The following is a 24364-nucleotide window of genomic DNA, read 5'->3' as shown; positions in this document are numbered from 1 at the left end:
GGGGGGGATGGGTGTCCACCTCCCGTGTGGAGTGGTGGCTCTTTTTTTCCCCCCCCCCCCCCCGGGCCCGTCTCGCCGGGGTCAGCTCGCGAGTTCCGCGTGGTAGCGGCGGGCCACCTCGGGGTGGGCGCGTAGGTAGCCCTTGAGCTCGTTGCGGCCGAACTCGGCGAAGAGCGGGTTGGCCGGGTCCTCGGTCGCGCCCGGGGCGTGGTGCGCCTGCGGGAAGTCGAGCGGGTCGATGTGCGCGTCGAGGCGCGGGTTGTAGAAGAACGGCACCGAGTACCGCTCGCGACCGCCGGGCGGGCTGACCACGCGGTGGTTGGTCGCCTTCAGGTAGCCGTCGGTGGCCACCTCCAGCAGCTCGCCGAGGTTGACCACGAACGCGCCCGGCATCGGCGGCACGTCCAGGAAGCTGCCGTCGCCGCGCTCCACCTGGAGGCCGGCCACGCCGTCGGTCAGCAGCAGCGTGAGGAACCCGTAGTCCTTGTGCGCGCCGACGCCCTGGCCGCCGCCGTCGGGGGCGGTGCCCGGGTAGCGGACCAGCTTGAGCCGCAGGTGCGGGTGACCGGCGAAGGCCTGGTCGTAGAAGTCGGGCTTGGCGCCGATCGCGGTCAGCAGCTCGTGCAGCAGGCGCTCGGCGACGGCGCTCAGCCGGTCGATCCAGTGCAGCGAGGCGGTGCGCAGCTCCGGCAGGCCGGCCGGCCACTGGTTCGGGCCCTCCAGCCACCAGTAGTCCGGCTCGTTGTTGCCGGGGCGGTGTTCGGGCAGCTCAAGACCTATGTCGAGCTGGTCGCGCCAGTCGCTGCGCCCGCCGGTGCGCTCGTCGCCGATCCGGGTGTAGCCGCGGAAGTGCGGGGAGTTGAGGTTGCTGATGGCCAGCCGCTCGGCCTCCGGCAGGGCGAAGAAGGCGTGCATCGCGGCCGTCAGCTCGACGGTCTCCTGCTCGCTGACGCCGTGGCCGATCAGGTGGAAGAAGCCGACCTCGGTGGCGGCCCGGTTCAGCGCGGCGTGGAACGCGGCCCGCTGCTCCGCTGTGCCATCGGCGGCGGCCAGGTCGATCACGGGGAGGCTGTCGGCCTGGGTGGTGGTGTGCTGCTGCGACATGAGGGTGACATCCGCTGGGCTCGGCCCGGCCGTCCCGGCGGTGGCCGGGGGGACCGGGAGCGCGGCGCAGATGGGCCGTGCCTCCCGGTGCCGGGGACCTGGAAGGTGAGGGAGATCGGGGTCAGCGGGAGCGTCGACAGGACATGCTCGTGACGCGGAGCAGGTCCACGTGGCGACGGCTGACGAGTAGAAGCACGTCCACCAGGTTAGACGGCTGGGGCGGCGGACGGACTGTGACCTGCGTAACTGTGGAGCGCATGACCGTCGATTATGCGGGCGCGTCCTGGAGCCCGTCGATAGCGAGATCAGCCAGCCGCGCCCGGTACCGAACAGCCGTCCTGCCGCCGCCCGCCCAGTGCTCGGTCAGACGACGCCGGAGTGGCCCGCTCCGCTTCCGGTGCAGGCGACCGACCAGTCGGTTGGGGCGTTCCGGCAGCGAAAAGCGGGGTCGCAGCGGTGGCCCGCCGCCCACCGGTCGAGCTCGCCGTTCAGCTGCTCGGTCAGGCACTGCCGGCGGACCAGAGCGGCCTGTTCCGGTGAGTTCTGCTGGACGACGGCCGACCGGTACTGGCCGAAAAAACTGTTGACCTGCTGCTCGGGATGCGCCACCGGTGACTGGGAAGTCGAACGGGCCGACTTCCCAGTCACAACCGGCTCAGGTCTGCGGGTTCTCCGCGGCGATCTTGCCGCGTACCTCGTCCATGTCCAGCCCCCGGGCCTGCTGGATCAGGTCCTCCAGCGCGGGGGCGGGCAGGGCGCCGGCCTGGGCGAAGACCAGCACGTTGTCCCGGATGATCGCCAGGGTCGGGATCGAGCTGATCCCGAACGCGGCGGCGAGCTCCTGCTGCGCCTCGGTGTCCACCTTGCCGAAGACCAGGTCCGGGTGGGTCTCGGCGGCCTTGTCGTACACCGGGGCGAAGCTGCGGCACGGTCCGCACCAGGACGCCCAGAAGTCGATCAGCACGAAGGAGTCGCTCGTCACGACCTCGTCGAAGTTGTCCTTGGTGAGTTCCACGGTAGTCATGCTGCGATCAACCACCCCTCTTGTCGGCCTATTCCGCCTGGTCGCGGTAGGTCTCCAGCAGCCGGAGCCAGACCTCGCTCATCGTCGGGTACGACGGCACCGCGTGCCACAGCCGCTCGATCGGCACCTCGCCGACCACCGCCACCGTCGCCGAGTGCAGCAGCTCGCCGACCCCGGCGCCGACGAACGTGACGCCGAGCAGGCAGTGCCGCTCCTCGTCCACCACCATCCGGGCCCGGCCCTGGTAGTCGTCGGCGAAGAGCGAGGCGCCGGAGACCCGGCCCAGCTCGTAGTCGACGACCCGGATCCGGTGGCCGGCCCGCTCGGCCTCGGCCGCCGTCAGCCCGACCGAGGCGGCCTCGGGCTCGGTGAAGACGACCTGCGGCACGGCCGCGACGTCCGCGGTGGCCGCGTGTGCGCCCCAGCGGCCGGTCTGCTCCGGCTGCCCGAGCGCGCGGGCGGCGATCGCCGCGCCTGCGATCCGGGCCTGGTACTTGCCCTGGTGGGTGAGGAGCGCCCGGTGGTTGACGTCGCCGGCCGCGTACAGCCAGCCGCCCTCGACGCCGCGCACCGCGCAGCTCTCGTCCACCGCGAGCCAGGAGCCGTCGGCGAGCCCGATGCTCGCCAGGCCCAGCCGCTCGGTGCGCGGCGCCCGGCCGGTCGCGTACAGCACCTCCTCGGCCTGCAACGGCTCGCCGCTGTCGAGCGAGACGGTGACCACGCCGTCGGTCCGGCGCACCTCGGTGACGTCGGCGCCGAGCCGTACGTCCACGCCGGCGGCGGTCAGCCCGGCGGCGACCAGCTCACCGGCGAACGGCTCCATCCGCGGCAGCAGGCGCTCGCCGCGCACCAGCAGCGTGACCTGCGAGCCGAGCGCCTGCCAGGCAGTGGCCATCTCGACGCCGACCACGCCGCCGCCGACCACGACGAGGCGGGCCGGCACGGTCGGCGAGCTGGTCGCCTCCCGGCTGGTCCACGGCCGGGCCTCGGCCAGCCCGGGTACGTCGTGCGGCAGCACGGCCCGGGTGCCGGTGCAGACGACGACGGCGTGCCGGGCGGCCAGCACCCGCTCGCCGCCGTCCGGTGTGCGCACCACGACCCGGCGCGGCCCGTCGAGCCGGCCCTCGCCGCGGACCAGCACCGCGCCGGTCGACTCCAGCCAGGAGACCTGGCCGGCGTCCTTCCAGTGCGAGGCGAAGTCGTCCCGGCGGGCCAGCACGGCGGCGGCGTCGAGCCGGCCGCCGACCGCCTCGCGCGAGCCCGCCACGCCGCGGGCGCCGGCCAGGGCGGCCACCGGGCGCAGCAGCGCCTTGCTCGGCATGCAGGCCCAGTACGAGCACTCGCCGCCGACCAGCTCGCTCTCCACCACGGCGGTGCTCAGCCCGGCCGCCCGGGTCCGGTCGGCCACGTTCTCCCCGGTCGGGCCGGCGCCCAGGACCACTACGTCGTAGGTTTCGGTGCTCATCGGTACTCCCGGTTCGTCGATCGCGCTGTGGTCGGCACCATCCTGCGGCAGAACGAGGCTTGACGGTGGGTCAAAACCGCTCTCCCGGTGCACCCCTGTTGCCTCAGAGCGCCCCAGGGTGTCTCAGAGCGCCTCGCGCCGCTGCAGCCAGCCGAGCGCGGCCCAGCCCGGCAGCACCGGGAGCAGCAGGGTGATCAGCCGGAACAGCACGACCGGCGCCATCATGGCGGCGGCGCCGAGCCCGGTCGTGCTGCCGAGCGCGGCCGCGGTGCTCACCTCGACGGTGCCGAGGCCGCCCGGCGTCGGCGCCGCCGAGCCGATCGCGTTGCCGACCAGGAACGCCACCGCGACGGTCGAGAAGCGCGGGTCCGCGCCGGTCGCCCGCACGCAGCAGTAGAGGCAGCCGATCAGCGCCGTCGAGATCAGCAGCTGGCCGAGCACGCCGACCGCCAGGTGGCGGGGGTGCCGCAGCAGCTCCCGCAGCCGGACCAGCGAGTCCTCGGTCAGCGGCCGCAGCCGGGCCAGCGCCCAGCGCCGCAGCCGCGGCACCGCGAAGGCGACCGCCAGCAGCACGCCGGCCGCCGCGGCGCCGACCGTGAGGACCAGCTCGGTGCTGTGCCCGGAGCCGTGCGAGGAGGTGGCCGAGTCCGGCTGGGCTCCGGAGAGCCAGACGAAGAAGCCGAGCTGGAGCATGTGCAGCGTGAAGCCGACCAGCTGACTGGCGCCCACGCTGGAGACCGCGCGGCCCGGCGCTATGCCGGCCCGCTGGAGCAGCCGGGTGTTCAGCGCGATGCCACCGAAGCCGCCGGGGGCGACCAGCTTCACGAAGGCACCGGACAGCTGGGCCAGCACGGCGCGGACGAACGGGATCCGCTCCGGCACGAAGCCGAGGAACCCGAGCGCCGCGAGCGGGTAGCTGACCGCCATCGCGACCAGCGCGAGCGCCAGCCAGGCCGGATCGGCGCTGAGGATCAACCCGACCGGGTCGACGTGCGAGGCCGTCCCCTGGAAGTAGAGAAGCGCGGCGAAGGAGGCGGCTCCGGCCACCATGATCAGCGTGCGTGGCCTTGCCCAGCGAGGTCGGCGCGTGTCACGCGCTTCGGATATACCCGTCGTCACGCTGCATGCTCCCACAGGACCGAACGGGTGAGCGGGAGATTAAATCGCTCGCGTGTCGGGTGGTTCTGCGGCGAAAATGCACGATATGGCACCCGACAGCGACGCTACGTTCGATCGGCTGGTGGCCGAGGCCGACGAGGTCTCGGTCGCCGGCTGGGACTTCTCCTGGCTGGACGGCCGGGCCAGCGAGCAGCGCCCCTCCTGGGGCTACCAGCGGCTGCTCGGCGAGCGGCTGGCCGGGGCCTCGGCCGCGCTGGACGTGCAGACCGGTGGCGGCGAGGTGCTGGCCGGGGTGCCGAAGCTGCCCCGGCTGATGGCGGCGACCGAGTCCTGGCCGCCGAACGTCGCGAAGGCGACCGCGCTGCTCCACCCGCTGGGCGCCGTGGTGGTCGCCGACCCGGACGAGCCGCCGCTGCCGTTCGCCGACGCGGCCTTCGACCTGGTCACCAGCCGCCACCCCGCGACCGTCTGGTGGGCGGAGATCGTCCGGGTGCTGAAACCCGGCGGTACGTACTTCGCGCAGCACGTCGGGCACTCCAGCGTCTTCGAGCTGGTCGAGTACTTCCTCGGCCCGCAGCCGGAGTCGGTCCGGCGCGGCCGCCACCACGAGGACGAGCGGCGGCAGGCCGAGGCCGCCGGGCTCGACGTGGTGGACCTGCGCTTCGAACGGCTGCGCACCGAGTTCAGGGACATCGGGGCGGTCGTGTACTTCCTGCGCAAGGTGATCTGGATGGTGCCCGGCTTCACCGTGGCGCAGTACCGGGACCGGTTGCGCGAGCTGCACGAGCAGATCGAGCGCGAGGGGCCGTTCGTCGCGCACGCCAGCCGGTTCCTGATCGAGGCGCGCAAGCGGTAGCGGGGCCGCCTCAGCAGGCACTTATCGGACTTTTAGGTGGTGCAGCGGCCTCGTTTTCGACGGTCGGGCCATGGCATACTCCGGATCGTGACTGGCTGCCGAAAGACCCGGACCCTGCGCGCGGCGGTGTTCGCCGCGCTCGCGGTGCCGCTGGCTGCCGCCGGTCACGTCCTGGTCACCGGCCGACCGCTGCCGCTGACCGTGGTCGCACTGGCCGCCCTGGTGGTCTTCGGCCTGGCGGCGCTGATCGCCGGCGCCGAGCGCGGGTTCACGCAGATCGCCGCGCTGCTGCTGCCGGTGGAGCTGCTGCTCAACACCACCTTCAACCTCGGCCAGGCGACCTGCGCCGCCCCGCCGCCCGGCACCGGAGCACTCGCCGGGCACGGCGGCCACGGGCTCGACCTGATGGTCTGCGGCGGTGGCTCGCTCGGCGACGGCATCGGCGGCGGGCAGCTCTCGCTCGCCCCGGCGCTGCTGGAGCTGTTGCTGCTCGCCGTGCACGTCGCGGTCACGCTGCTGGCCGCGCTCTGGCTGCGCCTCGCCGACGCCGCGCTGGTCCGGCTGCCCGAGCTGATCGGCGCGCTCACCCGGCTCGCGCCGGACGCGCTGCGCGCGCTGCTGCTGCTCGCCCCGCTCCCGGTCCGCCCCGCACCCGGTGCACCGCTGCCGGAACCGCGCCGCGAGCACGCGCCCACCGAGGACCTCCCGCTCAGCCCGTCCCGCCGCCGCGGTCCGCCGGCGTCGTTCGCGCTCGCCTGCTGAGCCCGTCTTCCGCGTCCTGCGGGGGCGGCCGGCGGCGTGCGCCGCCGACGCCCCTCATTTCCTCGCGCGGACAGGACGCATCCCATGAGCAACACCTCGAACAACAAGCTGACCAACGACCAGAAGATCGCCGCCCGCCGTGAGCGCCTCCAGGAGGCCCGCGCCCGTGAGCAGCGCGCCGAGAAGACCCGCCGCCGGGTGGTGATCGGTGTCTCGACCGCCGTGGCGGTGGCGCTCGTCGGCGGCGTGGCGGTCGCCATCCTCGGCGCGGGCAGCTCGAACGCCTCGGCCGGTGGGCCGAGCAGCTCGGCGCCGGTGGTCGTCCCGGCGCACGCCGGCGGCACGGACGGTACGACGGTCGTCTACGGCAACCCGAATGCCGCGCACACCCTCGCCGTCTACGAGGACTTCCGCTGCCCGATCTGCGAGAAGTTCGAGACCGGCAACGGCGCGACCGTGCAGCAGCTCGCGGATGCGGGCGACTACAAGATCGAGTACCACATGGCCGCCTTCCTGGACGGCAACCTCGGCGGCAAGGGCTCGATCACCGCGCTGGCCGCCGCCGGCGCGGCGCTCAACCAGAGCGTGGACGACTTCAAGAAGTTCCACGACGTGCTCTACGCGAACCAGCCGTCCGAGCAGACCGACGGCTTCGGCGACGTCAACAAGATGCTCGACCTGGCCGGCAAGGTGCCCGGCCTGAAGACCGACGCGTTCACCGCCGCCGTGAAGAACGGCACCTACCTGCCGTGGGCCGAGAAGGTCGCCGCGGCGTTCAACAACAGCGGCGTGCAGGGCACCCCGACGATGAAGCTGGACGGCAAGGCGCTCACGCTCTTCGACAACAGCACCGGCGCGCCGATCAGCGGCCAGCAGTTCACGGCGCTGATCAAGCAGACGGTCGGTGCGTCATGACGGCGGTGACGCACGGCCCGGCCGCCGCCGATACCGCCGCCGATACCGCTGCCGACATCGCTGCCGACACCCGGGCGGCCCGGTACGCGCCGAGCCGTGCCTACACCTGGCTGCTCTGGGTGACCGGCGGCCTCGGTCTCTTCGCCTCCGGCATGCTGACCTACGACAAGCTGCGCCTGCTCGCGAACCCGAACTACGTGCCGAGCTGCAACATCAACCCGGTCATCAGCTGCGGATCGGTGATGCGCACCTGGCAGGCCGAGCTGCTCGGGTTCCCGAACTCGCTGCTCGGACTGGTCGCCTTCGCCGTGCTGCTGACCACCGCGGCGGGCCTGGCGGCCGGTGCGCGCTACCGCCGCTGGTACTGGCTCGGGCTGCAGGCGGGCTGCACGGTCGGGCTGGTGCTGGTGCACTGGCTGATCAGCCAGACGCTGTACTCGATCGGCGCGGTCTGCCCGTACTGCATGGTGGTCTGGGCGGTGACGATCGCGCTCTTCTGGTACACCACGCTGCACAACCTGCGGACCGGGGTGATCCCGGTCGCTGACCGGCTGCGGCCGCTGGTGCGCGAGCTGAACCGGTACCACTGGGTGGTCCCGGTGCTCTGGTACGCCGTGATCGCGTTGATGGTGCTCAACCGGTTCTGGTACTACTGGCGGACGTTGATCTGACCTGATCTGATCAGCTGATGATCCCCCGGCTGCGTCCCGTCACGGCTCTGACCTGGTTCTGCCACAGGACTGTACCGAGCGGGTAGCCGGCGCGAGCCCGGGCATACGGTCGATACGGGTACCGCCCGATCGAACGAAGGGGGCTCGCTGTGCTTGCTCGACGTGGCCGAACCGGCCGAGCCGGTCGAACTGTTGGACTCGTTGCCGTCCTCGGCGCGGCGGGACTGGGCCTGGCCGCCTGCTCGGCGTCGGTCACCGCCTCGGCCGGACCGGCGTCGCCGACCTCGGCGCAGAGCGGTGCAGGGGGGCAGAGCGGTACGGGCGGTGCCGGCGGTAGCGGGAGCACGGGCGGTAGCGGGGGTACCGGTGCCACCGGCCGTACGGGCGGCGCGTCGGCTAGCGGGTCCGGCGCCGTGCCCGTCGGCAGCTCCACCGGGACGCTGCTGCCGACCTGCACCGCCGCGGGCCTCCAGGCGGCGCTGACCGACGGGAGCGTGGGCGCCGGCCAGTACTACGCCACGCTGGTCTTCACGAACACCACCGACCACCCGTGCACGCTCAGCGGCTACCCAGGCGTCTCGTACGTCGCCACCGGCGGCGTCCAGTCCGGCAACCCGGCCACTCGCACCGGCGACTCGTACGGCACCGTCACGCTGAAGGCGCACGGCACCGCCCGCGCCGTCCTGCACGACAGCAACGGCGTCGGCGGCTACGACCCGGGCCAGTGCCAGCTCGCCCCGGCCCAGGGCCTGCGGGTCTACCCGCCCGGCGACAAGGCGGCGATCTTCGTCCCCTGGCAGACCCAGCACTGCGCCGGCCCGAGCATCCACGCACTGACCATCGGGCCGATCACCGCGTAACGCCCGGTCGGCAGGGAGCCGACGGTCAGGGCCGCAGCTGGATCAGCGCCCGGCTGCCGTCGGTGCGCCAGGCGGCGCCGTCCGCCGCCGCGGCGGCCGACGCCGGCAGCCCGGCCAGCGCCTCGGACTTGAGCGTGCGCAGCGCGGCCACCGGGGTCGGGAAGTGCGCGGTGAGCTCGGCGAACGGCGTGCTCACCGGCCACGAGCGGTCGCCGACCAGCCGGCGGTAGTTGAGGTCGCCCTTGACGATGGTCAGCGTGGCGCCGGCGAACTCCGCACGCAGCTCGGCGGGCTGGTCGTGGAACGGCAGCGGGTCACAGAAGAACGGGTGGGTGCGGATGGCCAGCACGCCCTCGCCCACCGCCTGCCAGAGCCGCCGGCCGATCCGCTCGGCGGCCGGCTCGGCCGCGGTCCGCAGCCGGCGCAGCGCGGCGAGCGTGTCGGCCGTCGTCGCGTCGGAGACGTAGTAGGGGTGCGGCTTGACGTAGAGCGCGACCTCGGCGGCGAGCCCGCTGGTCAGCAGGTGGTCGATCAGCATCAGGTCGGGCAGCAGCTCGCGCCCCGCGTTGTCGGCGACCAGGCAGACCCGCCCGCCCGGCGATGCCTCCAGCAGGGCCCAGAGCTGCGCGCTCTCGTCGACCACCAGCCCGGCGCCGGCGCCCTGTTGCTCGCCCGCCGTGAGCTGGAAGCCGAGGTCGGCCCGGTTGCCCCAGAGCGCCGAGGCGAGCAGCGCCTCGCGCGGCGCGGCGGGCAGCGTGCCGAGCGCGGCCAGCTCGGCGTCCACGGTGGCGCTCGCCAGCTCGGCCTCCTTGACCGGCGCGAACGGATCGACGCCGTGCCAGGCGCCGGGCGCGAAGTAGCCGATGGCCTCCAGCAGCCGGTGGTAGAAGTAGCTCTCGGCCCACAGGAACGGCGCCTCGCCCCAGGGCAGCCCCCAGTACTCCTCGCCCAACGCCCGCCACCGCTCGTCGGCGGGCGGCTCCAGCACGCCGGTGGTGCTCTCGGAGAGCAGCCGCCGCAGGCCGGCGCGCTCGGCCGGGCCGTACGGCAGGCCGTCGAGCAGCTGCCGGACGAGCTTCGGGTGGCGCTGGTGGAAGACGGCGTGCGGGAACGAGCCGGGCTCGGCGCTGCGGATCACGAGTGCGCTGGTCACCCGCGCAGTATCTCCCGCATCTCCCGCGTCTTCAGCGCGCAGGTCGATCTTCTGCGCACAGGTCGCGAGGCACAGGTCGCGAGATTGCTTCCGCGCCGGTTGAACGCCTGGTCCGGCGCCTGCGTACCCCTGGTCGGAGCGGCGCGTGGCCGCTCCACCAGGGGGATCCGATGCTTCGCGTGTGGGGAGAGCCAAGATGTCCACCTATCGTCGTGCCGGAGTGCTGACGGCGGCCGCCGGGGTTGCCGCGCTCGCCTTCGTCGCGGGCTGCGGGTCGAGCGGTCACTCCGGCGGGTCCGGGGCGACCGGCAGCTCGCCCGCGCCGTCCGCCTCGGCACCCATGACCCCGGGCTCGTCCGGAACGCCCGCCGCGTCGGCCGCGCTGATGGTGACGAGCAACGCCAAGCTGGGCCAGATCATCACCGACAGCAGTGGCCACACGCTCTACCGCTTCGACAACGACAGTGCGAAGCCGCCGACGTCCAACTGCACCGGCGACTGCGCGAGCACCTGGCCGGCCGCCGTCGCACCCGCCGGGACGCCGACCGGCACCGGGGTGAGCGGCACGATCGGCACCATCACCCGGGCCGACGGGACCAAGCAGCTGACGCTGAACGGCTGGCCGCTCTACCGGTTCTCCGGTGACACCGCCGCCGGGGACACCAACGGCCAGGGCATCGGCGGGACTTGGTGGGCGGTGACGCCGAGCGGCGCCAAGGCCGGCGCGCCGGCGACCGGCTCCACCAGCCCCACCGCGCCCGCGACTCCGGCGCCGAGCACGCCCGCCGGCGGCGGATACTGACGGGTCGTCGGATGAGGCATGGTGGGCGTGAGTGTGCCGCTCGACCTGGAGGTACGGGTGCGCCAGGATGGTCTTGTGACCGATGAACCCCGGGGGGCCGGCTCGACCGGCGCCGACGAGGAGCTGATGCGTGCGCTCTACCGGGAACACGCCGGGCCGTTGTTCGGCTTCGTGCTGCACCTGGTCGGCGGCGACCGGCAGCGGGCCGAGGACGTGGTCCAGGAGACCCTGGTGCGCGCCTGGCGGCACGCCGACCGGCTCGACGTCGCGGCCGGATCGGTGCGCCCCTGGCTGGTCACGGTCGCGCGGCGGATCGTGATCGACGCGCACCGGCGCACCGCGGCCCGCCCGCCGGAGACCGACTCCGCGCCGCTGGAGCTGCTCCCGGCCGAGGACGAGCTCGACCGCGCGCTGCGGATGATGACCATCAGCGACGCGCTCGGTGCGCTCACCGCGGCACACCGTGAGGTGATCGTCGAGACGTACCTCAAGGGGCTGACCGTCCCCGAGGCGGCGGTGGTGCTTGGCGTACCGGCCGGTACGGTGAAATCGCGGTTGTTCTACGCGCTGCGTTCGCTGAAGCTGGCGCTAGAGGAGCGAGGAGTAACGTCGTGAACGCGCCCCGGGTCCCGCAGGACCCCCAGGACAGAGTGGACCGGCATCTGGATGCCGGCGCCTACGTCCTCGGCGTGCTCGACGAGGCGGATCGGGTGGCCTTCGAGGTGCACTTGGCGGACTGCCCGCGCTGTACCGCCGAGATCGCCGAACTCGGCAGCCTGCCGGGACTGCTGGACGAGCTCGGGCCGACGGCGGCGGAACCCGGGCCGAGCCCGCGGCTGCTCGACGGGCTGCTCCTTGATGTGGCCGCGGACCGCCGCCGCCGGCGGACCAGGCGACTGTGGCTGGTCGCGGTGGCGGCGGTGCTGGTGATCGGCGGGCCGGCCGTGACGGCGGCGGTGCTGGACGGCCCGGCACAGTCGGTCACCGCGGTGGCCGCCGTGCAGCACAGCGCGACCGGGCCGGGCGGGGTGAACGCGACCGTCGGGGTGACCGGCGAGGGCTGGGGCAGCGCGATCACGCTAGCCTTCGGCGGCGTGGCGGGCCCGCGCGACTGCGCGCTCGTCGCGGTGCCGGTGCAGGGGCAGCCACAGACCGTGACCAGCTGGCAGGTGCCGTTCGCCGGCTACGGGCAGCAGCCCGGCACCGAGCTGCGGACCTCCGGCGGCACCGGCTACCACCCGAGCGAGATCAGCCACTTCGAGGTCCGCGACCTGGCGGACGGTCATGTGCTGGTCTCGATCCCGGCGAACTGATCCGGACAGGCCTTAGGCCCGCGTCAGCCGGCCAGGGCCGGCCGGTGATGGTGGGCGAGGCGGGCGTGCGGGTCGGCCTCGCCCCGGGCGGGCGCCGGGTCGGCGTGCACCAGGGCGGCGGTGAGCCGGGGGAGTGCGTGCAGCAGCGCGTGCTCGGCCTCGACGGCCAGCCGGTGCGCGGCCTGCACGGTGAGCGTGCCGTCCACCTCGATCGCGACCTCGGCGCGCAGCTGGTGGCCGAGCCAGCGCAGCCGCAGCTCGCGCACCCCGTGCACGCCTTCGACGGCGAGCAGCGCGACCTCGGCGGTGTCCACCAGCGCCGGGTCGACGCCGTCCATCAGCCGGCGCCAGACCTCGCGGGCCGCGTCCTTGAGCACCAGCGCGATCGCGATCGTGATCAGCAGACCGACGATCGGGTCGGCGAGCCGCCAGCCGAGCGCGGCGCCCCCGGCGCCGAGCAGCACGGCGAGCGAGGTGAAGCCGTCGGTGCGGGCGTGCAGGCCGTCGGCGACCAGCGCGGCGGAGCCGATCCGGCGGCCGGTGCGGATCCGGTAGCGGGCCACCCACTCGTTGCCGACGAAGCCGGCGAGCGCGGCGGCGGCCACGGCGGGCAGGTGGCTGACCGGGTGCGGGCTGAGCAGGCGGTCGATCGCGGTCCAGCCGGCCAGCGCCGAGGAGGCCGCGATGGTGAGCACGACGGCGACGCCGGCCAGGTCCTCGGCGCGGCCGAAGCCGTAGGTGAAGCGGCGGGTCGCGGCGCGCCGGCCGAGCACGAAGGCGATGCCGAGCGGGACGGCGGTCAGCGCGTCGGAGGCGTTGTGGACGGTGTCGCCGAGCAGTGCGACCGAACCGGAGAACAGCACGACCACGGCCTGCACGGCGGCGGTCAGACCGAGAATGCCCAGGGAGATCCAGAGCGTGCGCAGGCCCTCGGCGGAGGCTTCGAGCTCGGCGTCGATCTGGTCGGCGGGCTCGTGGCTGTGCGGGGTGAGCGCGTGCGCGAGCCGGTGGCGCAGCTCGGCCCAGCGCGAGGGCCGGTGCCGGTGGTGCTCGTGCGCATGCCCGTGGCCGTGGCCGTGCTCGTGACTGTGGCCGTGGTCGTGATCGTGCTGCTTCTGCTCGTGCTGCTTGTGTTCGTGCTGACCGTGTTCGTGCTGCTTGTGGCCGTTCATCCGCCCGTCCTCCCGCTCGCCGATGCAGGTGGACATCACCCGCCCGCACACTCCATTATGTGCATATGAGTGCACGCATGCACCTATCAGGTGCACATCCTGCGCAACAGCCGGACGAGCGCGAACGGCTCGCCGTCGCCGCCGAGCTGCTCGGCCTGCTCGCCGACCGCACCAGGCTCGCGCTGCTGCACCGGCTGAGCGAAGGCGAGGCGGACGTCAGCACGCTGACCGAGGCCTGCGATGCCGCGCGGCCGTCGGTCAGCCAGCACCTCGCCAAGCTGCGGCTGGCCGGCATGGTGACCACCCGCAAGGAGGGCCGCCGAGTGGTCTACGCGCTGCGGCACGGGCACCTGCGGCGGCTGGTCACCGAGGCGTTCAACATGGCGGACCACCAGATCGGCCACCTGCCGCCGCACGACTGACCGCAGACGGGCGCGCCAACGGCGGCCTGACGATCCGTCAGAAGTGTCAGTGCCGGCTGGGAGGATCACGGTATGCCCGAGACGATCAGCACCGCCATCGCCGCGTACTGGAACGACGCCGCCCCCGCCTTCGATCAGGAGCCGGACCACGGCCTGCGGGCCGCCGACACCCGGCAGGCCTGGGCCGAGCGGCTCGCCGGCTGGCTGCCCGCCGGTCCGGCCGAGGTGCTGGACGCGGGCTGCGGCACCGGCTCGCTCGCGCTGCTCGCCGCGACGGCGGGCCACCGGGTCACCGGCGTGGACTGCGCGGCCGCGATGGTCGAGCAGGCCCGGGTGAAGTTCGCCGAGGCCGGCCTGGCGGGTGAGTTCCTGGTGGGTGATGCGGCCGCGCCGCCCACCGGTGACGCCCGGTTCGACGTGGTGCTGGTCCGTCACCTGCTGTGGACGCTGCCCGATCCGCACGCCGCGCTGCGCGAGTGGACGGCCCGGCTGCGGCCCGGGGGCAGGCTCGTGCTGATCGAGGGCCGCTGGCGCCAGCCCGCCGAGCCGGTGCCGTACGTCCCGGGCGCGGACGGGCTGCCGTGGGCGGGCGGGGTCGGCGCCCGGACGCTGGCCGAGGCGGTTCGGCCGCTGGTCACCGAGCTCCGGGTGGAGCAGCTCTCGGCGGACCCGGTGCTCTGGGGTCACCCGGTGCAGGACGAGCGGTATGCGCTGATCGCGCACTGCTGAGCGGGACGGTCGCTCGGCAGCACGCGATCAGCTGGTCATGCGGTCACATGATCAGGCGCTCGGCGGGTGCTCAGCGGCTGCTCAGTGGTACGTCCAGCTCTGGTTGTCCCAGCCGTTGCAGGCCCAGAGCTGGACCTTGGCGCCGTTGCCGCCGATCGTGTTGAGGTCGCCGTCCAGGCACTCCCACTGGTCGGTGTTCTGCAGCGTGTTGCCGTTCCAGTACCAGGTCTGGTTGGTCCAGCCGTTGCAGCCCCAGAGCTGCACCTTGGCGCCGTTGTTGGGGATGGTGTTGGTGTCGCCGTCCAAGCACTGCATGGACTCGCCGTTCTGCAGCGTGTAGTACCCGGCCGGCTGGCCCTCGACCGGCGTCCAGTACCAGGTCTGGTTGTCCCAGCCGTTGCAGCCCCAGAGCTGGATCTTGGCGCCGTTGTTGGGGATCGTGTTGCGGTCGCCGTCCAGGCACTGGCCGCCGTGGTTGTTGGTGAACGCCGTGGTGCGGTAGGTGGTGCCGGGTTTGGCGGGAGTGTTCGGTGTGGCGTCCTGGCCGTGGACCGGACCGGCGGGCAGCTGCGCGAGCGAGCCGAGATCGACGATCTGCTTGTCGGCCGCCGGGCCGGTCGGCGCGGCAGCGGCGGGGTGGGCTGGGGCCGCGAGCTCGGCGGGGGAGCCGTGGTGCGGGGCGGCCTGGGCGGTCGCGCTCAGCGCGAGGATGCTCGTGCCGACGGCGAGGGCGAGTCCGAACCGGTTCATCTGATACCTCCGAGGAGACCCCCGGCTTCAGCCGGAGGAGGAGACGGACTTCCTGTGGAGCAGGTCGGGAAGCGGCGTTTCACCGCCAAGGCGGACCGCCGAACCACTGCGGACAGTGAGCGAGTCCGAACGGGTGGTAGTCTTGGTGGTGCCCGGTCGGCGAGAACCAAGTCGGCCGGGCCTACCGCCGGGCTGGCGGGAAGTCAGGTCTGTGGAGCGGATGTAAGACCGATGGGCGGTACACCGTCCCTTTGCTGGTAGCCCCAGGTCGGCAGTCGGCTGTGAAGCAGAAAGCCCGACCCGTGAGGGTTGGAATCGCCCTCGTTCACGAGGGGGAGGAGGTCAAGCGCATGTGCTGTCCTCAGAGATCGAGCGATACGGGTGCAGAACATTGATCCGTATGCGACGTTATAGAGGACATAAAGGCATGGCAAGTACTCTCAAAATAGAGTGACAGTAACAATAATGCGGGCCCGAACGGTACAACTACCGTTCGGGCCCGCATTATTGATCTTCCGTCGTGGTCAGCCCTGGCCGTCGTCCTCCAGGTCGCCTTCCGCCTCCAGGAACGCCGCCTGGAGCTCGGCCAGCAGCTCCGGGTCCGGCTCCGCCCACAGGCCGCGCTCGACGGCCTCCAGCAGTCGCTCGCTGATCCCGTGCAGTGCCCAGGGGTTGGCGCTGGTCAGGAACTCGCGGTTGACCGGGTCCAGCACGTACTCCTGGGTCAGCCGCTCGTACATCCAGTCCGCGACCACGCCGGTGGTCGCGTCGTAGCCGAACAGGTAATCCACCGTGGCGGCCATCTCGAAGGCGCCCTTGTAGCCGTGCCGGCGCATCGCCTCCATCCAGCGCGGGTTGACCACGCGGGCGCGGAAGACCCGGGCCGCCTCCTCGGTCAGCGTCCGGGTGCGGACCGTCTCCGGGCGGGTCGAGTCGCCGATGTACGCGGCGGGGGAGGAGCCGGTCAGCGCGCGCACGGTGGCCACCATGCCGCCGTGGTACTGGAAGTAGTCGTCCGAGTCGGCGATGTCGTGCTCGCGGGTGTCGGTGTTCTTCGCCGCGACGGTGATCCGCCGGTACGCGGTCTCCATCTCCTCGCGGGCCGGCCGCCCGTCCAGCCCGCGCCCGTACGCGTAGCCGCCCCAGACCGTGTAGACCTCGGCGAGGTCGGCGTCGGTGCGCCAGTCGCGGCTGTCGATCAGCTGCAGCAGGCCGGCGCCGTAGGTGCCCGGGCGCGAGCCGAACACCCGGACCGTGGCCCGGCGTTCGTCGCCGTGCTCGGCCAGGTCGGCCTGCACGTGGGCGCGGACGAAGTTGTCCTCGGGCGCCTCGTCCTGCGCGGCGGCCAGGCGCACCGCGTCGTCCAGCAGCGCGACCACGTGCGGGAACGCGTCCCGGAAGAAGCCGGAGATGCGCAGCGTCACGTCGATCCGGGGGCGGCCGAGCTCGGCGGCGTCGATCGTCTCCAGGCCGGTCACCCGGCGCGAGGCGTCGTCCCAGACCGGGCGGATGCCGAGCAGCGCGAAGGCCTCGGCGATGTCGTCGCCGGCGGTGCGCATCGCGCTGGTGCCCCAGAGCGAGAGGCCGACCGAGGGCGGGAACGCGCCGTCGTTGTCGGCCTGGTAGCGCTCGACCAGCGAGGCGGCCAGCGCCTGCCCGGTCTCCCAGGCGAGCCGGCTGGGCACCGCCTTCGGGTCCACCGAGTAGAAGTTGCGGCCGGTCGGCAGCACGTTGACCAGCCCGCGCAGCGGCGAGCCGGACGGGCCGGCCGGCACGAAGCCGCCCTTCAGCGCGTGCACCACGGCGTCCAGCTCGTCCACCGTGGCCGCCAGCCGGGGGACGACCTGGCGGGCCGCGAAGTCCAGCACCTCGGCGACGGCGGGCGCCAGGCCCTCGGCCACCTTCGCGACGGTCACCTTCGCGACGGCCTCTGGCGCCCAGTCGGCCGCCTCCATCGCCTCGACCAGCTCGCGCGCCTTCGCCTCGGCCGCGTCGGTGGCGCCGAGCGTCAGCGCGGCCTCGTCCAGCCCGAGCGCCTCGCGCAGGCCGGGCAGCGCGCTGACGCCGCCCCAGATCTGCCGGGCGCGCAGGATCGCCAGCACCAGGTTGACCCGGTCGGTGCCGGCCGGCGCCTGGCCGAGCACGTGCAGTCCGTCGCGGATCTGCGCGTCCTTGACCTCGCAGAGCCAGCCGTCGACGTGCAGCAGGAAGTCGTCGAAGCCGTCGTCCTCGGGCCGCTCGTCGAGGCCGAGGTCGTGGTCGAGCCGGGCGGCCTGGATCAGCGTCCAGATCTGCGCGCGGACGGCGGGCAGCTTCGCCGGGTCCATCGCGGCGATGTTGGCGTGCTCGTCGAGCAGTTGCTCCAGCCGGGCGATGTCGCCGTAGCTCTCGGCGCGGGCCATCGGCGGGACCAGGTGGTCCACCAGGGTCGCGTGCGCCCGGCGCTTGGCCTGGGTGCCCTCGCCCGGGTCGTTGACCAGGAACGGGTAGATCAGCGGCAGGTCGCCGAGCGCGGCGTCCGGGCCGCAGTCGGCGGAGAGCGCGGCGGTCTTGCCGGGCAGCCACTCCAGGTTGCCGTGCTTGCCGAGGTGCACCACCGCGTCGGCGCCGAAGCCGCCGTCGGCCTGGGCGGCCGCGATCCAGCGGTAGGCGGCCAGGTAGTGGTGCGAGGGCGGCAGGTCCGGGTCGTGGTAGATGGCGACCGGGTTGGCGCCGAAGCCGCGCGGCGGCTGGACCAGCACGAGCAGGTTGCCGGCCCGCATCGCGGCGAGCACGATGTCGCCGTCCGGGTTCTGGCTGCGGTCCACGTACAGCTCGCCCGGGGCCGGGCCCCAGTGCTCCTCGACGTCGCCGCGCAGGCCCTCGGGCAGCGTCGCGTACCAGCGGCGGTAGTCGGCGGCCGGGATCCGGACGGGGTTGCGGGCCAGCTGGTCCTCGGTGAGCCAGTCCTGGTCGTAACCGCCGGCCTCGATCAGCGCCTTGATCAGCGCGTCGCCCTCGTGCTCGCCCTCCACCGGCTCCATGCCGGGGAAGCCCTCGCCGAGGTCCCAGCCCTCGTCGCGCAGGCGGCGCAGCAGGCGGGCCGCGCTCGCGGGGGTGTCCAGGCCCACCGCGTTGCCGACCCGGGCGTGCTTGGTCGGGTACGCGGACAGCACCAGCGCCAACCGCCGCTCGGCGGCCGGGATGTGCCGCAGCCTGGCGTGCCGCACCGCGATCCCGGCGACCCGGGCGGCGCGCTCGGGGTCGGCCGCGTAGACCGTCAGGCCGTCCTCGTCGAGCTCCTTGAAGGAGAACGGGACGGTGATCAGCCGGCCGTCGAACTCCGGGACGGCGACCTGGGTCGCGGTGTCCAGCGGGGAGAGGCCGTCGTCGCTGGACTCCCACTGCTCGCGCGACCAGGTCAGGCAGAGCGCCTGCAGGATCGGCCGGTCGAGCGCGGCCAGTGCGCCGGCGTCCCAGGCCTCCTCGTCGCCGCCGGCCTGTGCCTCGGCGGGGCGGGTGCCGCCGGCGGCCAGCACGGTGGTCACGATCGCGTCGGCGGCGCCGAGTTCGGCGAGCAGCTCGGCGGGCGCGCCGCGCAGCGAGGAGCAGTAGAACGGGCGGGCCTGGCCGCCGGCGTCCTCGATCGCCGCGCAGAGCGTGTCCACGAACGCGGTGTTGCCGCTCATGTGGTGCGCGCGGTAGTAGAGGACCGCGACGGACGGGCCCTCGGTGCGGCGCGGCGTGCGCTCCAGCGGACCCCAGTCGGGCGCCGAGGCGGGCGGCGCGAAGCCGTGGCCGGTGAGCAGCACGGTGTCGGAGAGGAAGGCGGCGAGCTCGGCCAGGTTCGCCGGGCCGCCGTGCGCGAGGTAGGCGTGCGCCTCGGCGGCGAGGCCGGCCGGGACGGTGGACAGCTCCATCAGCTGCGCGTCCGGGGCCTGCTCACCGCTCAGCACGATCACCGGGCGTGGGCCGGCCAGCAGCGCGTCCAGGCCCTCCTGCCAGGCGCGGCGGCCGCCGAGCAGCCGGACCACCACCAGGTCGGTGCCCTCGACCAGCGCGGGCAGGTCCTCGGGGGCGAGCCGGGCCGGGTTGCCGAGCCGGTACGGGACCGGGCCGGCGGACGCGCGGGCGGAGAGCAGGTCGGTGTCGGAGGTCGACAGGAGCAGGATCACGCGGCGGCCCTCCCGGCGCGGTGGGCGGTCACGGGCATGGCGATGCACATTCGGCGGGCCTTCCTCGGGGTCCGCGCCCCGATGGGAGTGCCCCCGGCCACAGGCTGGGGGCGCGTGAAGGGACGGCCGGGAGTTCCTGGCTGCCACGGCCGCTGAGCCGTGGTCACAGTGGCGGGACCGCACCGGCTTCGCACCGGTTTCCTCCCCGCGCCGTCACTGGCGTGCACGGGCCGACGGCCCGTCCGGCGACATCTTAGACCGACCGGTAAATGGTGGGTGGGCGGGCGTGCTGCCATGCGCACGGGCCGGGACGCGCGGCCCGCCGTGGCGCACGTCCCGGCCCGGGGGCCTGTCGTCGGGCGGATCACCGCCGGGTGTGGGCTACTTCCAGGTGAGGCCCTTGCCCAGGGTGAACGGGTCGCCCCAGTACTCGGCTCCGGTGACCTTCGTGGAGGCCGACGGGGCGAGCGCGACCGCGCAGCTCGTCGCGGTCTGGCCGGTGGTGAAGCCGCTCGGCAGCGAGTTGTTCGGGCACTTGTCGAACTGGCCGATCATCATCAGGTCCTGGGCCTCGGTGCCGTCCGGCAGCAGCCCCTTGATCTGGGTCACGCTGGAGAAGGACAGGTCGGTGCTGCCGGTGTTCTTGACCGAGAAGTGGATGTAGTACGGGACCTTGCCGGCCGCCTGGTCACCGAGCTTGAGCGCGGTGAGGTCGGCCGGGCTGCCGGCCTCGATCGAGGTGACGGTCAGCGCGATGGTGCCCTTCGTGCTGCCGTAGGTGAACGGGAACTGGGCCGGCTGGCCGATCTTGAAGGTCTGGCCGGCCTTGGCGTCCGTGCCGCTTCCGCCGGTCGCGGCGCCGGTGCCGCCGGCGCTCTTGCTTGCCGCCGGGCTGGTCGGCGCGCCGGTCGGCGCCGCCGCACCGGTCGGTGCGAGCGGCGATGCTGCGGCGGACTTGCTCGGTGCGGCTGCGGCTGCGGACGTGCCGGCCGTGCTCGGTCCGGTGGTCTCGTCGGGCCCGCAGGCGGTCATGGCCAGCGAGCCGATCGCGGCCAGCGTGACGAATCCGAGCATGGTTGTGCGTGCGCCGAATGCGCTCATGTCGTGCTCCCCCGTTGTTCAGCGGATCACCACGCGGTGATCGTGTGACGGCCGCCCTCTGATGGCGCGGCAGCGAACGACCGTACCAGTCCCGTCTGTCCCTTCTGTCACTTGTGACCCCGCTGTAGCAGCAGTGGTACGCAGTCGGGTCATGTCGCTGGAGACGCGGATCACGCTTCTTGCGGGGCATACGTCCGGTCGGATCATCGGTATGCTCGCGGCCATGTCACCCTCACCCGCCTCCTCCGAGCCTGCCCCCGTCCGGGCTGGTCGGGGGCGTGACGACGCCTGCCCGGGCGCGCTGCGGCTGCATGCCGCCGACGACGGGGCGCTGGCCCGGGTCCGGGTGCCCGGCGGTCTGCTGGCGGCGGATCAGGCGCTCGCGCTGGCCCGCGCCGCCGAGCAGCTCGGGGACGGCTCGCTGGAGACCACCTCGCGTGGCAACGTGCAGCTGCGCGGGCTGCCGGCCGACGCGGGCGCGGAGCTCGCGGCCCGGCTGCGCGCGGTCGGGCTGCTGCCGTCCGATGCGCACGAGCGGGTGCGCAACATCGTCGCCTCGCCGCTCGCCGGCCTCGACGGCGGCCGCGACCTGACGGCCTGGGTGCGTGAGCTGGACGCGTTGATCTGCGACTCGGTGACCGCCCGTGAGCTCTCCGGACGGTTCCTCTTCGCGCTGGACGACGGGCGCGGTGACGTCGCGTCACTGGACGCCGATGTGACCTTGATCGCTGCCACCGACGGCGCTGCCACCGACGGTGCTGCTGCCGCCGCGCCGACCGACGGCGCCGGTGCGCTGCTGCGGCTCGGCCGCGCCGACTGGTGCGCTCCGGTGGCCGGACCGGCGGACGCGCTCGCGGCGGCCGAGGAGTTCGTCCGGCTGCGCAGTGGCGGCTGGCGGATCCGCGAGGCCGACCCGACCGGCGCCGTGCTGGCCGAGCGGCTCGGCCTGAGCCGCCGGCCGCTGCCGGCGCAGCCGGGCCGTCGTCCCGAGGTCGGGGTCCTCACGGGTGCGCCCGGACAGGCCCTGGTTGTCGGACTGCGGTTCGGCCGGGCGAGCGCCGAGCAGTGGCGGGCCCTGGTCGCGGCGAGCTCCGGCGGGCTGCGGGTCACCCCGTGGCGCGGTGTGGTGCTGCCGGGTGCGGCGCCCGCCGAACTGCCACGGCTGGCCGCCGCCGGCCTGCGCACCGACCCCGGCTCGCCGTGGGAGCAGGCCACCGCCTGCACCGGTGCGCCCGGTTGCGCGAAGTCGCTCGCCGACGTGCGCACCGACGCGGCCGCCGCACTGGACGCCGCCCCGTCGACCGCCACCCACCGGGATCAGCAGGGCCACCGGGGCCGGCAGGACGACCGGGAGCCGCCGCTGCTCCCGGTGCACTGGTCGGGCTGCGAGCGCCGCTGCGGCCACCCGGCCGGCCCGTACGTCGACGTCCTCGCGACCACCGGCGGCTACCGGGTACACCGGACCGGTGGCGGCGCGCAGCCGGCCGACAGCGCAGCAGAAGTGCCGAACCAAGAGATGGCAGCGGCCGTCGCCGCCGCCCGGAGGACCACGTGATCGAGTACGAGAAGGACGGCGCGGCGATCTACCGCGAGTCCTTTGCCACCATCCGCGCCGAGGCTGACCTGGCCGGTCTGCCGGCCGACGTCTCCCAGGTCGCGGTGCGGATGATCCACGCCTGCGGGATGACCGACCTGGTCGCCGACCTGCTCTGGACCCCGGGCGTGGTCGCCTCGGCGCGTGCCGCACTGCGGGCCGGTGCGCCGATCCTGTGCGACGTCTCGATGGTGGCCAGCGGCGTGACCCGCAAGCGGCTGCCCGCCGACAACGAGGTCATCTGCACCCTCTCCGACCCGCGAGTTCCGGGCCTGGCAGCCGAGTTGGGGAACACCCGCAGTGCCGCCGCGATGGAGCTGTGGCTGCCGCACCTGGAGGGCGCGGTGGTCGCCGTCGGCAACGCGCCGACCTCGCTCTTCCGGCTGCTGGAGATGATCGAGGCGGGCGCGCCGCGCCCGGCCGCGGTGATCGGCGTCCCGGTGGGCTTCATCGGCGCGGCCGAGTCCAAGCAGGCGCTGGCCGAGCACCCCTCGGGCCTGGAGCACCTGGTGGTCCGCGGCCGCCGCGGCGGCAGTGCGATGGCCGCCGCCGCGCTCAACGCGATTGCGAGTGAGGTCGAATGACGGATCGTCAGACAGAACCTCAGGCAGGACCTCAGGCGGACCCGCAGGGTGGCGGTGGCGCGACCGGCCGGCTGTACGGGATCGGGCTCGGTCCGGGTGACCCCTCGCTGCTGACCGTGCGGGCCGTCGAGCTGATCGGCCGGGCCGATGTGGTCGCCTACCACAGCGCCCGGCACGGCCGGTCGATCGCCCGCTCGATAGCCGAGCGCTATCTGACGGGCAGTCAGATCGAGGAGCAGCTGGTCTATCCGGTCACCGTGGAGACCACCGACCACCCCGGCGGCTACCGGGGCGCGTTGGAGGAGTTCTACGAGGAGGCCGCGGCCCGGCTCGCCGCCCACCTGGACGCCGGCCGGGACGTCGCGGTGCTCGCCGAGGGCGACCCGCTCTTCTACGGTTCGTACCAGCACATGCACAAGCGCCTGGCGCACCGCTACCCGACCGAGGTGGTGCCCGGCGTGACCTCGGTCAGCGCGGCCGCCGCGCGCCTGGGCACCGCGCTGGTCGAGGCGGAGGAGGTGCTGACCATCATCCCGGGCACGCTGCCCGAGGAGGAGCTGACCGCCCGGCTGGCCGGCACCGACGCGGCCGTGGTGATGAAGCTCGGCCGCACCTTCCCGACCGTGCGCCGGGCGCTGGAGCGGGCCGGCCGGCTCGACGAGGCGCAGTACGTGGAGCGCGCCACCATGGCGGGTGAGCGGACCGCGCCGCTGGCCGAGGTGGACCCCGAGAGCGTGCCGTACTTCGCGGTCGCCGTCGTGCCCAGCCCGCTCAACCGGCCCGCGCGCGAGCCGGAGCCGGGCCGGGGCGAGGTCGTGGTGGTCGGGCTCGGCCCGGCCGGCCCGCTCTGGCTGACCGCCGAGGCGCGCGGTGCGCTGGCCGGTGCGACCGACCTGGTCGGCTACACGACCTACCTGGACCGGGTGCCGGTCCGCCCCGGCCAGCAGCGGCACGGCTCGGACAACAAGGTGGAGTCCGAGCGCGCCGAGTTCGCGCTGGACCTGGCCCGGCGCGGCCACCGGGTCGCGGTGGTCTCCTCCGGCGACCCGGGCGTCTTCGCGATGGCCACGGCGGTGCTGGAGGTGGCCTGCGGCGAGGCGTACCGCGAGGTGCCGGTGCGGATCGTGCCCGGCATGACCGCCGCGCACGCCGCCGCCTCCCGGGCCGGTGCGCCGCTCGGCCACGACTACGCGGTGGTCTCGCTCTCCGACCGGCTCAAGCCGTGGGCCGTGGTGGCGGAGCGGCTGCGCGCGGCGGCCGCCGCCGACCTGGTGCTCGCGCTGTACAACCCGGGCTCGAAGAGCCGCACCACCCAGGTCGGGCTGGCCCGCGACCTGCTGCTGGAGCACCGCGCGCCGGACACCCCGGTGGTGATGGCACGGGACGTCGGCGGCCCGACCGAGCGGGTGCGCACGGTCAGCCTGGCGGAGCTGGACCCGGCCGAGGTCGACATGCGCACGATCCTGCTGATCGGCTCCTCGCAGACCCAGGCGGTCGACCGTGGTGACGGCCGCCAGGTGGTCTGGACGCCGCGCCGCTACCCGGAGAGCTGATCCGGCCACCGCGGCCCGCCCGGCGGCGGGTTTGATCGAATGTGTTCAACCGCGCCCGGCCGCGCGCTGCCCGACGGCTCGCCGGCCGCCGGCTCGCCCGGCCGGCCGCGGGCCCGTCCGCAGTCGGCCGTCGCACGGCCGCTGAGCTGCGCGGATGCCGGGCCGGCGAGCCGGCCCGAGCGGATCGCGCCGGGCCCGCGTCCCCCGTCCCGGGGGGGGGGTCCGTGCCCCGCTGGCGCTCGCCCCTTTGAGTCTGCCCGG

Annotated in this window: 23 protein-coding genes and 1 riboswitch; of the genes, 13 read left to right on the top strand and 10 right to left on the bottom strand. The window is 73.9% G+C overall.

Annotated elements, in window-relative coordinates:
- Nucleotides 1-81: 81 nt before the first annotated feature.
- The 5 genes from AC060L_RS22930 to AC060L_RS22910 form a co-directional block, all read right to left on the bottom strand.
- Nucleotides 82-1104 (bottom strand): isopenicillin N synthase family dioxygenase, encoded by a 1023-nt coding sequence (locus tag AC060L_RS22930; RefSeq protein ID WP_483800739.1) that lies wholly within the window; start codon nt 1102-1104, stop codon nt 82-84.
- A gap of 363 nt (nt 1105-1467) precedes the next feature.
- Entirely contained in the window at nt 1468-1713 is a 246-nt protein-coding gene (locus tag AC060L_RS22925) for a hypothetical protein (RefSeq protein WP_483800738.1), read from the bottom strand.
- 46 nt (nt 1714-1759) lie between these two features.
- Nucleotides 1760-2128, bottom strand: a complete 369-nt coding sequence (gene trxA, locus AC060L_RS22920; protein WP_483800737.1) for a thioredoxin — start codon at nt 2126-2128, stop codon at nt 1760-1762.
- 28 nt (nt 2129-2156) lie between these two features.
- Nucleotides 2157-3593: a dihydrolipoyl dehydrogenase family protein gene (locus AC060L_RS22915; protein WP_483800736.1), complete on the bottom strand. Its 1437-nt coding sequence runs from the start codon at nt 3591-3593 to the stop codon at nt 2157-2159.
- A 123-nt stretch (nt 3594-3716) separates the two neighbouring features.
- Nucleotides 3717-4643, bottom strand: a complete 927-nt coding sequence (locus AC060L_RS22910; protein WP_483800735.1) for a lysylphosphatidylglycerol synthase transmembrane domain-containing protein — start codon at nt 4641-4643, stop codon at nt 3717-3719.
- Nucleotides 4644-4797: 154 nt separating this feature from the next.
- Here AC060L_RS22910 and AC060L_RS22905 point away from each other — a divergent pair, with 154 nt between their 5' ends.
- The 5 genes from AC060L_RS22905 (at nt 4798) to AC060L_RS22885 (ending at nt 8776) form a co-directional block, all read left to right on the top strand.
- Nucleotides 4798-5568: a class I SAM-dependent methyltransferase gene (locus AC060L_RS22905; protein ID WP_483800734.1), complete on the top strand. Its 771-nt coding sequence runs from the start codon at nt 4798-4800 to the stop codon at nt 5566-5568.
- Between the two features lie 87 nt (nt 5569-5655).
- Nucleotides 5656-6330 carry a hypothetical protein gene (locus tag AC060L_RS22900; protein ID WP_483800733.1) on the top strand — a complete coding sequence of 225 codons (675 nt, stop codon included), beginning with the start codon at nt 5656-5658 and terminating at the stop codon, nt 6328-6330.
- Between the two features lie 84 nt (nt 6331-6414).
- Nucleotides 6415-7245: a thioredoxin domain-containing protein gene (locus AC060L_RS22895; protein ID WP_483800732.1), complete on the top strand. Its 831-nt coding sequence runs from the start codon at nt 6415-6417 to the stop codon at nt 7243-7245.
- Nucleotides 7242-7916: a vitamin K epoxide reductase family protein gene (locus AC060L_RS22890; protein WP_483800731.1), complete on the top strand. Its 675-nt coding sequence runs from the start codon at nt 7242-7244 to the stop codon at nt 7914-7916. The genes AC060L_RS22895 and AC060L_RS22890 overlap by 4 nt, the downstream gene beginning before the upstream one ends.
- 413 nt (nt 7917-8329) lie before the next feature.
- A complete protein-coding gene (locus AC060L_RS22885; RefSeq protein WP_483800730.1) occupies nt 8330-8776 on the top strand; it encodes a DUF4232 domain-containing protein in 447 nt (148 codons plus the stop codon).
- A gap of 25 nt (nt 8777-8801) precedes the next feature.
- On the opposite strand, the gene AC060L_RS22880 is transcribed toward AC060L_RS22885, so the two are convergent.
- Nucleotides 8802-9929 (bottom strand): damage-control phosphatase ARMT1 family protein, encoded by a 1128-nt coding sequence (locus tag AC060L_RS22880; RefSeq protein WP_483800729.1) that lies wholly within the window; start codon nt 9927-9929, stop codon nt 8802-8804.
- A gap of 196 nt (nt 9930-10125) precedes the next feature.
- Here AC060L_RS22880 and AC060L_RS22875 point away from each other — a divergent pair, with 196 nt between their 5' ends.
- Genes AC060L_RS22875 through AC060L_RS22865 form a run of 3 tightly spaced genes read left to right on the top strand, consistent with a single transcriptional unit; the run spans nt 10126 to nt 12044 of the window.
- On the top strand, nt 10126-10731 hold the full coding sequence (locus AC060L_RS22875) for a hypothetical protein (protein WP_483800728.1): 606 nt from the start codon (nt 10126-10128) through the stop codon (nt 10729-10731).
- Between the two features lie 18 nt (nt 10732-10749).
- Entirely contained in the window at nt 10750-11346 is a 597-nt protein-coding gene (locus AC060L_RS22870; protein WP_483800727.1) for a sigma-70 family RNA polymerase sigma factor, read from the top strand.
- Complete coding sequence (locus AC060L_RS22865) at nt 11343-12044, top strand: zf-HC2 domain-containing protein (RefSeq protein WP_483800726.1); 702 nt, start codon at nt 11343-11345, stop codon at nt 12042-12044. Before AC060L_RS22870 ends, AC060L_RS22865 begins: the two co-directional genes overlap by 4 nt.
- 23 nt (nt 12045-12067) lie before the next feature.
- On the opposite strand, the gene AC060L_RS22860 is transcribed toward AC060L_RS22865, so the two are convergent.
- Nucleotides 12068-13216 carry a cation diffusion facilitator family transporter gene (locus tag AC060L_RS22860; protein WP_483800799.1) on the bottom strand — a complete coding sequence of 383 codons (1149 nt, stop codon included), beginning with the start codon at nt 13214-13216 and terminating at the stop codon, nt 12068-12070.
- Nucleotides 13217-13293: 77 nt separating this feature from the next.
- Here AC060L_RS22860 and AC060L_RS22855 point away from each other — a divergent pair, with 77 nt between their 5' ends.
- Complete coding sequence (locus AC060L_RS22855) at nt 13294-13638, top strand: ArsR/SmtB family transcription factor (RefSeq protein WP_483800725.1); 345 nt, start codon at nt 13294-13296, stop codon at nt 13636-13638.
- A gap of 72 nt (nt 13639-13710) precedes the next feature.
- Nucleotides 13711-14367 carry a class I SAM-dependent methyltransferase gene (locus AC060L_RS22850; protein WP_483800724.1) on the top strand — a complete coding sequence of 219 codons (657 nt, stop codon included), beginning with the start codon at nt 13711-13713 and terminating at the stop codon, nt 14365-14367.
- Between the two features lie 81 nt (nt 14368-14448).
- Here AC060L_RS22850 and AC060L_RS22845 read toward each other — a convergent pair whose 3' ends face one another.
- The 3 genes from AC060L_RS22845 to AC060L_RS22835 all read right to left on the bottom strand — a co-directional run bounded on the left by AC060L_RS22845 (nt 14449) and on the right by AC060L_RS22835 (nt 20372).
- Nucleotides 14449-15117 (bottom strand): RICIN domain-containing protein, encoded by a 669-nt coding sequence (locus AC060L_RS22845; RefSeq protein WP_483800723.1) that lies wholly within the window; start codon nt 15115-15117, stop codon nt 14449-14451.
- A 524-nt stretch (nt 15118-15641) separates the two neighbouring features.
- Nucleotides 15642-19271, bottom strand: coding sequence for a cobaltochelatase subunit CobN (gene cobN / locus AC060L_RS22840; RefSeq protein WP_483800722.1), 3630 nt, complete (start codon nt 19269-19271; stop codon nt 15642-15644).
- A gap of 111 nt (nt 19272-19382) precedes the next feature.
- Nucleotides 19383-19529: riboswitch (cobalamin riboswitch) on the bottom strand.
- A gap of 123 nt (nt 19530-19652) precedes the next feature.
- Nucleotides 19653-20372, bottom strand: a complete 720-nt coding sequence (locus AC060L_RS22835) for a PDZ domain-containing protein (protein ID WP_483800721.1) — start codon at nt 20370-20372, stop codon at nt 19653-19655.
- Nucleotides 20373-20595: 223 nt separating this feature from the next.
- Here AC060L_RS22835 and AC060L_RS22830 point away from each other — a divergent pair, with 223 nt between their 5' ends.
- Genes AC060L_RS22830 through AC060L_RS22820 form a run of 3 tightly spaced genes read left to right on the top strand, consistent with a single transcriptional unit; the run spans nt 20596 to nt 24103 of the window.
- Nucleotides 20596-21927, top strand: coding sequence for a hypothetical protein (locus tag AC060L_RS22830; RefSeq protein WP_483800720.1), 1332 nt, complete (start codon nt 20596-20598; stop codon nt 21925-21927).
- On the top strand, nt 21924-22550 hold the full coding sequence (locus AC060L_RS22825; RefSeq protein ID WP_483800719.1) for a precorrin-8X methylmutase: 627 nt from the start codon (nt 21924-21926) through the stop codon (nt 22548-22550). Before AC060L_RS22830 ends, AC060L_RS22825 begins: the two co-directional genes overlap by 4 nt.
- Entirely contained in the window at nt 22547-24103 is a 1557-nt protein-coding gene (locus AC060L_RS22820; RefSeq protein WP_483800718.1) for a precorrin-2 C(20)-methyltransferase, read from the top strand. Before AC060L_RS22825 ends, AC060L_RS22820 begins: the two co-directional genes overlap by 4 nt.
- Nucleotides 24104-24364 lie beyond the last annotated feature (261 nt).

This window comes from Kitasatospora sp. NEAU-69, from assembly GCF_057158765.1.
The sequence above is the reverse complement of the archived record's forward strand: the minus strand, read 5'-3'. Positions and strand labels throughout refer to the sequence as shown.

What these genes read in the sequence shown, in the direction of transcription:
- AC060L_RS22910 (WP_483800735.1), bottom strand. Translation starts at nt 4,643, where the DNA reads ATGGTGGCCGGAGCCGCCTCCTTCGCCGCGCTTCTCTACTTCCAGGGG.
- AC060L_RS22845 (WP_483800723.1), bottom strand. Translation starts at nt 15,117, where the DNA reads ATGAACCGGTTCGGACTCGCCCTCGCCGTCGGCACGAGCATCCTCGCG.
- AC060L_RS22855 (WP_483800725.1), top strand. Translation starts at nt 13,294, where the DNA reads ATGCACCTATCAGGTGCACATCCTGCGCAACAGCCGGACGAGCGCGAA.
- AC060L_RS22860 (WP_483800799.1), bottom strand. Translation starts at nt 13,216, where the DNA reads ATGAACGGCCACAAGCAGCACGAACACGGTCAGCACGAACACAAGCAG.
- AC060L_RS22930 (WP_483800739.1), bottom strand. Translation starts at nt 1,104, where the DNA reads ATGTCGCAGCAGCACACCACCACCCAGGCCGACAGCCTCCCCGTGATC.
- AC060L_RS22870 (WP_483800727.1), top strand. Translation starts at nt 10,750, where the DNA reads ATGGTGGGCGTGAGTGTGCCGCTCGACCTGGAGGTACGGGTGCGCCAG.
- AC060L_RS22875 (WP_483800728.1), top strand. Translation starts at nt 10,126, where the DNA reads ATGTCCACCTATCGTCGTGCCGGAGTGCTGACGGCGGCCGCCGGGGTT.
- AC060L_RS22890 (WP_483800731.1), top strand. Translation starts at nt 7,242, where the DNA reads ATGACGGCGGTGACGCACGGCCCGGCCGCCGCCGATACCGCCGCCGAT.
- AC060L_RS22905 (WP_483800734.1), top strand. Translation starts at nt 4,798, where the DNA reads ATGGCACCCGACAGCGACGCTACGTTCGATCGGCTGGTGGCCGAGGCC.
- AC060L_RS22915 (WP_483800736.1), bottom strand. Translation starts at nt 3,593, where the DNA reads ATGAGCACCGAAACCTACGACGTAGTGGTCCTGGGCGCCGGCCCGACC.
- AC060L_RS22895 (WP_483800732.1), top strand. Translation starts at nt 6,415, where the DNA reads ATGAGCAACACCTCGAACAACAAGCTGACCAACGACCAGAAGATCGCC.
- AC060L_RS22850 (WP_483800724.1), top strand. Translation starts at nt 13,711, where the DNA reads ATGCCCGAGACGATCAGCACCGCCATCGCCGCGTACTGGAACGACGCC.
- AC060L_RS22820 (WP_483800718.1), top strand. Translation starts at nt 22,547, where the DNA reads ATGACGGATCGTCAGACAGAACCTCAGGCAGGACCTCAGGCGGACCCG.
- AC060L_RS22835 (WP_483800721.1), bottom strand. Translation starts at nt 20,372, where the DNA reads ATGAGCGCATTCGGCGCACGCACAACCATGCTCGGATTCGTCACGCTG.
- trxA (WP_483800737.1), bottom strand. Translation starts at nt 2,128, where the DNA reads ATGACTACCGTGGAACTCACCAAGGACAACTTCGACGAGGTCGTGACG.
- AC060L_RS22830 (WP_483800720.1), top strand. Translation starts at nt 20,596, where the DNA reads ATGTCACCCTCACCCGCCTCCTCCGAGCCTGCCCCCGTCCGGGCTGGT.